Annotated in this window: 8 protein-coding genes and 1 pseudogene; 3 read left to right on the top strand and 6 right to left on the bottom strand. The window is 69.0% G+C overall.

Annotated elements, in window-relative coordinates; translation table 11 throughout:
- The 6 genes and pseudogenes from JWP65_RS04795 to rpsB form a co-directional block, all read right to left on the bottom strand.
- A pseudogene (locus tag JWP65_RS04795) lies at positions 1–300 on the bottom strand (phosphatidate cytidylyltransferase); the annotation flags it as partial.
- Between the two features lie 13 nt (positions 301–313).
- Positions 314–1048 carry a polyprenyl diphosphate synthase gene (gene uppS, locus JWP65_RS04790; RefSeq protein ID WP_299760857.1) on the bottom strand — a complete coding sequence of 245 codons (735 nt, stop codon included), beginning with the start codon at positions 1046–1048 and terminating at the stop codon, positions 314–316.
- A gap of 98 nt (positions 1049–1146) precedes the next feature.
- Positions 1147–1710, bottom strand: coding sequence for a ribosome recycling factor (gene frr, locus JWP65_RS04785; protein WP_299760855.1), 564 nt, complete (start codon positions 1708–1710; stop codon positions 1147–1149).
- A gap of 24 nt (positions 1711–1734) precedes the next feature.
- Entirely contained in the window at positions 1735–2454 is a 720-nt protein-coding gene (gene pyrH, locus JWP65_RS04780; protein WP_299760853.1) for a UMP kinase, read from the bottom strand.
- 59 nt (positions 2455–2513) lie between these two features.
- A complete protein-coding gene (gene tsf, locus JWP65_RS04775) occupies positions 2514–3437 on the bottom strand; it encodes a translation elongation factor Ts (protein ID WP_299760851.1) in 924 nt (307 codons plus the stop codon).
- A gap of 90 nt (positions 3438–3527) precedes the next feature.
- Positions 3528–4286: a 30S ribosomal protein S2 gene (gene rpsB / locus JWP65_RS04770; RefSeq protein WP_299760849.1), complete on the bottom strand. Its 759-nt coding sequence runs from the start codon at positions 4284–4286 to the stop codon at positions 3528–3530.
- A 163-nt stretch (positions 4287–4449) separates the two neighbouring features.
- On the opposite strand from rpsB, the gene JWP65_RS04765 reads away from it, so the two are divergent.
- The 3 genes from JWP65_RS04765 to JWP65_RS04755 form a co-directional block, all read left to right on the top strand.
- A complete protein-coding gene (locus tag JWP65_RS04765) occupies positions 4450–5799 on the top strand; it encodes an amidase (protein ID WP_299760847.1) in 1350 nt (449 codons plus the stop codon).
- A complete protein-coding gene (locus JWP65_RS04760) occupies positions 5800–7074 on the top strand; it encodes a D-amino acid dehydrogenase (protein WP_299760845.1) in 1275 nt (424 codons plus the stop codon).
- A 61-nt stretch (positions 7075–7135) separates the two neighbouring features.
- The coding region (locus JWP65_RS04755) for an NAD(P)H-hydrate epimerase (RefSeq protein ID WP_299760843.1) at positions 7136–7885 on the top strand (750 nt) is incomplete at its 3' end.

The raw sequence follows: 7885 nt of genomic DNA, 5'->3' as shown, positions 1-7885 counted from the left end.
GCCGCTGCGCACCAGCCACGCGCCCACCAGCACCCAGGCGGCGCCGACCACCGTCCACAAGGTCGCGGAGGGCCGCTGCGGCAAGCCGAGCGCCCAGGCCGCGCCACTCAGGGCCAGGGTGGCGGCGCCGACGGCGACGGCGCCGGACTGCCCCAGCTTGTTGAGCCGGCCCCACTCCCAGCCGGCGGCGGCGATCAGCAGCAGCGCAATGGCCAGGAACGGCTCGGGCGTGCGCCAGAACACGGCCGGCAGCAGGATCGCCAACAGGACGATGGCGGTGATGACCCGCTGTTTCAGCATGGAATGCCTTTGCTCAGGCGGCCTTGCGGCCGGTGTCGGTGGGCTGGACCAGCTGTTCCGAGGTACGGCCGAAGCGCCGCTCGCGCCGGCCGAAATCGGCGATGGCCTCGTCGATCGCGGCGGCGTCGAAGTCGGGCCACAGCTTGTCGCTGAAATACAGCTCGCTGTAGGCCGCCTGCCAGAGCAGGAAGTTGGAGATGCGCTGTTCGCCGCCGGTGCGGATCAGCAGGTCGGGATCGCTCACATGGGCCAGCGCCATGGCGCGGTCCATGCTCTGCTCGGTGATCGCCTCGCCGCGGGCGGCCAGCCCGGCCGCCGCCTGCGCGATGTCCCAGCGGCCGCCGTAGTTAAAGCAGATGTTGAACACCAGCCGGCTGTTGCCGGCGGTGCCGGCCTCGGCCTGCTGCAGGCCGGCGCGGACCTTGTCCGACAGCGCCGAGCGGTCGCCGACGAAATGGATGCGCACGCCTTCGGCCTGCAACTGCGGCACCTCGCGCGTGAGCGCCATGGCCAGCAGCTCCATCAGGCCCGAGACTTCGTCGGGCGGGCGGTTCCAGTTCTCGGAGGAAAAGGCGAACACCGTCAGCACCCTGACCCCGCGGTCGCCGCAATGGCGCACGCAGGCGCGCAAGGCATCGAGTCCCCGCTTGTGGCCGGCCACACGCGGCAGATACCGACGCGTGGCCCAGCGGCCGTTACCGTCCATCACGATGGCGATGTGCGTCGGGACTTCGCGCGTTGCGCTCATAGAGGGACTGGGGGCCTAGGGATCAGGGGCCAGGGAGAATCCGGGTCGAGTGGCTGTTTCCCTAGCCGCTGGCCCCTAGCCCCTGGTCCCTCCACACCTCACACCGCCATGATTTCCTGTTCCTTGCCGGTCACCAGCTGGTCGATCTCGATGATGTGCTTGTCGGTCACCTTCTGGACGTCGGCTTCGGCGCGCTTCTGGTCGTCCTCCGAGGCTTCCTTGTCCTTGACCAGCTTCTTGACGCTTTCGTTGGCGTCGCGGCGCAGATTGCGGATGGCGATCTTGGCGTTCTCGCCTTCGCTGCGCACCAGCTTGGTCATCTCGCGCCGGCGCTCCTCGCTCATCGGCGGCATCGGCACCCGGATCAGGTCGCCCATGGAGGCCGGGTTCAGCCCCAGGTCGCTTTCGCGGATGGCCTTCTCGATCTTGGCGCCCATGCCCTTTTCCCAGGGCTGGACGCTGATGGTGCGGTTGTCCAGCAGCGACACGTTGGCCACCTGGCTGATCGGCACCATCGAGCCGTAATAGTCGACGTGCACCGTGTCCAGGATCGCCGGATTGGCGCGGCCGGTCCGGATCTTGGTCAGCGTGTGCTTGAACGTGGCGATGGACTGGTCCATCTTTGCCTGCGTGGTCTGCTTGATATCGGCCATCGTTGTCATTGGTCTGCTCCTCTCTTTGGACGCTCAGGCGTAAACGAGCGTGCCTTCGTCTTCGCCCAGCACCACCCGCTTGAGCGCGCCATGCTTGAAGATCGAAAAAACCTTGATCGGCAGCTTCTGGTCGCGGCACAGCGCGAACGCGGTGGCGTCCATGATGCCGAGGTTGCGCGCCATCGCCTCGTCGAAGCTGATGCGCGAATAGCGCTCGGCCGTCGGGTCCTTTTGCGGGTCGGCGGAATAGACGCCGTCGACCTTGGTCGCCTTCAGGACCATCTCGGCGCCGATTTCGGCGCCGCGCAGCGCGGCGGCGGTGTCGGTGGTGAAGAACGGGTTGCCGGTGCCGGCGGCGAAGATCACCACCTTGCCTTCTTCCAGGTACTGCAGCGCCTTGGGCCGCACGTAAGGCTCGACCACCTGCTCGATGGCGATGGCCGACATCACGCGCGGCACCAGGCCCTGCTTGGTCATGGCATCGGACAGCGCCAGGGCGTTCATCACGGTGGCCAGCATCCCCATGTAGTCGGCGGTGGCCCGGTCCATTCCGACCGAACCGCCGGCGACGCCGCGGAAGATGTTGCCGCCGCCGATGACGATGGCGACCTGCACCCCCATGTTCACCACCTCGGCGACCTCGCCCACCATCCGCACGATGGTCGCGCGGTTGATGCCGAAGGCGTCATCCCCCATCAGGGCCTCCCCTGACAGCTTGAGCAGGATGCGCTTGTGGGCTGGCTGGGGGGGCATGCGGGGGGTCTCCTGATTCGAACGAGCTGAGTGTAACGGCGTCATGGGCTCCCGAGGCTTTACGCCGACTGCTTGGCGGCCGCGACCTGCGCTGCCACTTCGGCCGCGAAATCGTCGACCTTCTTTTCAATGCCTTCGCCGACCACGTACAGGGTGAAGCCCTTGATCGTGGTGTTGGCGGCCTTGAGCATCTGCTCCACGGTCTGCTTGTCGTTCTTGACAAACGACTGGTTCAGCAGCGAGACCTCCTTGAGGTACTTCTGCACGCCGCCCTCGATGCGCTTGGCAACGATTTCGGCGGACTGCGCGGGCTTGCCGGCGGCTTGGGCGACCTTGCGGTCTTCGTCGGCCTTGCCGGTGGCGACGGCGCGTTCCTTGGCGATCAGGTCTGCCGGCACCTCGGCGCTGGACAGCGCAACCGGCTTCATGGCGGCAATGTGCATCGCCACGTCCTTGGCGGCCACTTCGTCACCTTCGTACTCGACGATCACGCCGATGCGGGTGCCGTGCAGGTAGCTCACCAGCTTGCCACCGCCGGCAAAGCGCTGGAAGCGGCGAAAGCTCATGTTTTCGCCGATCTTGCCGATCAGGCCGCGGCGCACGTCTTCCAGCGTCGGGCCGAAACTGTCCTGGCTGTACGGCAGCGCGCCCAGGGCGGCCACGTCAGCCGGGCCAAGCCTGGCCACCAGTTCGGCGGCGGCGTTGGCCAGGGCCAGGAAGCTGTCGTTCTTGGTGACGAAGTCGGTTTCGCAGTTCACTTCCAGCAGCGCGCCGGTGGCGCCCGAAATCGATGCGGTGACCACGCCTTCGGCGGTCACGCGGGAAGCAGCCTTGCCGGCCTTGCTGCCCAGCTTGACGCGCAGCAGCTCTTCGGCCTTTTCCATGTTGCCTTCGGCCTCGGTCAGGGCCTTCTTGCATTCCATCATGGGGGCGTCGGTCTTGGCGCGCAGTTCGCCAACCATGCTTGCGGTGATTGCAGCCATCTGTTGTCCTCGTCTCTGTTCAGTTGAATCTGGGTGTGCGAAGGGGGCTCAAAAGCCCCCTTTCGTTGCCGTCGGGCAGGGCTGGGCCGATCAGGCGGAAGCGCCTTCCTGCACTTCCACGAACTCGTCGCCGCTCTTGCCCTCGGCCACCGCGCGCTGGACGTCGCCGGCCGGATTGTTCTTGCCTTCGATGATGGCGTCGGCCATGCCCTGCACGTACAGGGCCACCGCCTTGGCGGAGTCATCGTTGCCGGGGATCACGTAGTCGATGCCTTCGGGCGAGTGGTTGGTGTCCACCACGGCGATGATCGGGATGCCCAGCTTCTTGGCCTCGGCCACGGCGATCTTGTGGAAGCCCACGTCGACGATGAACAGCGCATCCGGCAGGGTGTTCATGTCCTGGATGCCGCCGATGTCCTTTTCCAGCTTGTCCAGCTCGCGCTGGAACATCAGCTGTTCTTTCTTGGACATGGCCTCCAGGCCGCCTTCCTGCTGGGCCTTCATGTCCTTCAGGCGCTTGAGCGAGAGCTTGACGGTCTTGAAGTTGGTCAGCATGCCGCCCAGCCAGCGCTGGTTGACGAAGGGCATGCCCGCGCGGCCGGCTTCCGACTGCAGCAGGTCGCGCGCCTGGCGCTTGGTGCCCACCATCAGGATGGTTCCGCGGTTCGCGGCAAGCTGCTTGGCAAACTTGCTCGCGTCATTGAACATCGGCAACGTCTTTTCGAGGTTGATGATGTGGATCTTGTTGCGGTGGCCGAAGATGAACGGGGCCATCTTGGGGTTCCAGAAGCGCGTCTGGTGTCCGAAATGGACACCGGCTTCCAGCATTTCACGCATGGATACAGGCATGTGAGCTCCGAAGGTTGGGTCTAAAATCCCGCCTGTCAACGCGCCCTTGAAAAAGGCAGCGTCACCTTAAGGGGCGGGATTCGCGATTTGTCTCGCTGTCGGCGACCTGCACACATCGCGCATGCCACCCAGCAAAACCCACGGATTCTAGCACAGGCCCCCCTTGCGCCCCACCTCCCGACCCGGCCTCCATGCCACGCGGCGCCGCCTGCGCGGCCAGCTCACCAGCGCCGCCGACGAACTGGCCGTTTCGCAGGCCATCGCCGGCTCGCCCGCCTGCCGCAACGCCTTCCTTGCGACCCGCTTCGACGCCGCCGCGGCCGAGGCGGCGCAAGCCGCTGCCGGCACGCCGCTGGCCGGGCTGGCGGTCTCGATCAAGGACCTGTTCGACCTGCAAGGCGAGGTGACCACGGCCGGTTCGCTGGCGCTGGCGGGCGAGGCGCCAGCGGCCGCCGACGCCGTGGCGGTGGCCCGACTGCGAGCCGCCGGCGGCGTGGTGCTGGGTCGCACCAACATGACCGAGTTCGCGTTCTCGGGAGTCGGCGTCAACCCGCACCACGGCACGCCGGTCAACCCGTGCGACGGCGGCACGCCGCGCATCCCGGGCGGCTCGTCGTCCGGGGCCGCGGTCACGGTGGCAACCGGCGCCGCCTTCATCGGCCTGGGCTCGGACACCGGCGGCTCGATCCGCATCCCGGCAGCCCTGTGCGGCATCGTCGGCTTCAAGAACACCGCGCGGCTGGTGCCCACCGAAGGTGCCTTTGCGCTGTCGACCACGCTGGACACGGTCTGCGCCATGACGCGCAGCGTGCCAGACGCGATCCTGGCGCACGAGATCCTGGCGGCGCGCCGGGTGACCGTCTCGGCGCGCCCGCTCAAGGACTTGCGACTGGCTGTCGCCACCACGCAGATGCTGGACGGCGTGGACGCCACGGTGGCCCGCGCCTTCGAGCGCGCCTTGCGGCTGCTGCGCGATGCCGGCGCCCGCGTGCAGGAAATCCCGCTGCGCCCGATCCAGGACCTGGGGAGCATCCAGGCCAGCGGCGGTTTCACCGCCGCCGAAAGTTACGCCAGCCACCGCGCGTTGCTGGCGCGGCACGCCGACCAGTACGACCCGCGGGTGCGCGCCCGCATCGAGCGCGGGCTGGCCATGAAGGCCTGGGAGTACGTGGACCTGCAACGGGCGCGCGGCGCCTGGATCCGTGCGGTGGAGCAGGCGCTGGCCGGCTTCGACGCCGTGCTCTCGCCCACGGTGCCCATGGTGGCGCCGGCGCTGGCCGAGGTCGCCCCCGGCGCCGAGCGCGACGAGGCCTTCTTCCGCGTCAACGGCCTGCTGCTGCGCAACCCCAGCGTCGTCAACATGCTGGATGGCTGCGCCATTTCGCTGCCGTGCCAGGCGCTCGATGAACTGCCGGTGGGCCTGATGCTTTGGCACGCAGCGCTCAGAGACGATACGATCCTGTCTGCCTCGCTGCAGATCGAGGATCTGCTGTCTTCCCTACTCCCGCACTGAATGAAAATCGCCATCGTGGGCGCCGGCATCATCGGCGTGACCACCGCGTATGAACTGGCCGCCGACGGCCACGAGGTAACCGTGTTCGAGCGCCACGGCGCCGCCGCGCTCGAAACCAGCTTTGCCAACGCCGGCGTCGTCGCGCCGGGGTACGTCACGCCCTGGGCGGCGCCCGGCATGCCGGCCAAGGTCATGCGCCACCTGTTCAGCCGCCACGCGCCGGTGCGCGTTTGCTGGCCACTGGCGGCGCACGAGCTGCGCTGGATGATGCGCTGGCGCAGCGCCTGCGACCTCGAGACCTACATGGCCAACCGGGCCCGGCTGCAGCGCCTGGCCTTCTACAGCCGCGCCCGCCTGCACCGTCTGGTGGAGGAACTGCAGCTGGAATACGACCGCAGCCAGGGCTACATGGTGCTGCTGCGAACGGAGAAGGACCGCAAGCTGGTCCAGCCGGGCCTGCAGGTGCTGCGCGAGGCCGGCGTCAAGTTCGCCGAGATCGACGCCGCCCAGGCCAGGCTGGTTGAGCCGGCGCTCAACCCCGACACCGGTTTTCTCGGCGCGGTGCACCTGCCCGAGGACGAGGTCGGCAACTGCCGCCAGTTCGCGCTGTTGCTCAAGGGCCAGGCGCAGGACCTGGGCGCGCGCTTCGAATTCAACTGCGCCGTGGCGCCGCTGTCCGCAGCCGACCCGACCGAGCTGAACGTGACGGCCGGCAAGGACGGCGCCCCGACCCGTCGCCGCTTCGACGCGGTGGTGGTTTGCAGCGGCATGGCATCGGCCGCCCTGCTGCGCCCGGTCGGCCTGCGCATCCCGCTGGCGGCCGTGCACGGTTACTCGATCAGCGCGCCGATCCGCGAGCCGCTAAACGCGCCGCGCAGCGGCCTGATGGACGAGCGCTACAAGGTGTCGATCTCGCGCCTGGGCAGCCGGGTGCGGGTGGCGGGCAGCGCCGAGATCGGCGGCGACCCGCACGCGCGCCGGCCGGCGGCCATCCAGACCTTGTACAAGGTGCTGCACGACTGGTTCCCGGGCGCCGCGCAGCTGGCCAACACCGGCTCCGGCGTGCAGGAGTGGAAGGGCGCGCGGGCGATGCTGCCGGACGGGCCGCCGTTGCTGGGCGCCACCGGCGTGCCGGGCGTCTGGATCAACATTGGCCACGGCTCCAGCGGCTGGGCGCTGTCGTGCGGCAGCGCGCGCGCGGTGGCGGATCTGATGGGGCGCAAGCCGGCGGCAGTGGACCTGGAAGGACTGGGCGTCGAACGCCTGGAGTTCTGATCTTCCTCCCGTCCCTTCCGGGGATGGTCCGGGTGGAGGCACCCCGGCGCACAATCCGCGCATGCAGCGCGTCACCCCCGACCGTCCCTGGCCTTTGCACTCCACGGCCGCCATCCGCCGCATCGAGCAGGCGGCCGCGGCCGCCCTGCCCCCGCACACCCTGATGCAACGCGCCGGACTGGCGGTGGCCCGGCTGGCGCTGGCCATTGCGCCGCATGCGCGCACGGCCTGGATCGCCTGCGGCCCCGGCAACAACGGCGGCGACGGCTTCGAAGCGGCGTTGCATCTGAAGCAATGGGGCAAACAGCCGGTGTTGACGTGGCTCGGTGATGCGGCGCGGCTGCCGCCAGATGCCCGCCGCTCGCTGGAGCGGGCGCAGGCCGCGGGCGTGGCGATCGCGCAGGAACCGCCGCCGGCGTGGGACCTGGCGATCGACGCCCTGCTCGGCATCGGCGGCACGCGCCCGCTGGACGGCGCATTGCTGGCAGCCATGCAGCGCATGAACGCCGCGTCGGCGCCGGTGCTCGCCATCGACCTCCCGTCTGGCCTGCAGGCCGACACCGGCGCCGGCGCCCACGTGGTCCGGGCCACGCACACGATCAGCCTGCTGGCGCTCAAGCCGGGTCTGTTCACGGCCGGCGGCCGCGACGCTGGCGGCACCGTCTGGTTCGACGGCCTGGACGTGGCGCACGACGCCCAGGCGCCCTGCGCCTGGCTCGCTGGTCCACCACTCGCCACGGCCCGCCCGCACGGCTCGCACAAAGGCAGCTACGGCGACGTGGCGGCGATCGGCGGCGCCGCCGGCATGGCC

Origin of the sequence: Ramlibacter sp., from assembly GCF_028292805.1 — a bacterium.
Taxonomy (GTDB): domain Bacteria; phylum Pseudomonadota; class Gammaproteobacteria; order Burkholderiales; family Burkholderiaceae_C; genus Ramlibacter.
The sequence above is the reverse complement of the archived record's forward strand: the minus strand, read 5'-3'. Positions and strand labels throughout refer to the sequence as shown.